Source organism: Streptomyces sp. P17, assembly GCF_032436805.1.
Classification (GTDB): Bacteria; Actinomycetota; Actinomycetes; order Streptomycetales; family Streptomycetaceae; genus Streptomyces.
In genome coordinates this window covers 1-530 of record NZ_JAVRBF010000285.1, presented here as the reverse complement: position 1 = coordinate 530, position 530 = coordinate 1, and the positions used below count along the sequence as shown (strand labels likewise).

Genomic DNA, 530 nt, shown 5'->3' with positions numbered 1-530 from the left:
CGTCGCTGCCATTCTCGCCGACTGTGAGACCGGCAGCTACGCCGACCTCGCATGGGCCGCCATCGCAGCCGCCTGTAACCACGACCACAAAACCCCGGCTGGCATCCGCTTCGAGCTGGAGCGCCTCGCCGCACGACGAGCCGAGGCAGCCGGGCGACCTGCGACCCCGACCCTGCCGACATGGCAGCCGGAGCAACGCACCGACCTCGCCACCCCCGACCGGATCAGAGCCCACCGCGAGCGCCTACGCCAGGCGCTCCGCAACCGACAGGAGACATCATGACCTGGACCTGCTCCACCTGCGACGCCACCATTGCCGGTAGCCGCGCCGAGCACTGCGACGCTAAAGGGCTAGCCTGCTTTGCGCTTTGGCCCGCCGTAGCCACGCCTGATCTGAACGCCGCGGCGTTTGAGAAGGCGCCAGACGGCAGATGGGTCAGCACTCAAGATCCGTCCGATCCGCTCAGTCCCATAGCCAAGCTTGTAGAGCCTCTCGGCCTCATCCCCGTCGATCCTGATGAACGTGTGGG

The 530-nt window shown here is 67.4% G+C and carries 2 protein-coding genes; both read left to right on the top strand.

Features of this window, described 5'->3' with window-relative positions; genetic code table 11:
* Positions 1-283: hypothetical protein (locus RMT89_RS40890; RefSeq protein ID WP_315888823.1), on the top strand; the 283-nt coding region annotated here is incomplete at its 5' end.
* On the top strand, positions 280-530 hold a 251-nt coding region (locus RMT89_RS40885), incomplete at its 3' end, for a hypothetical protein (protein WP_315888822.1). The genes RMT89_RS40890 and RMT89_RS40885, both read left to right, overlap by 4 nt.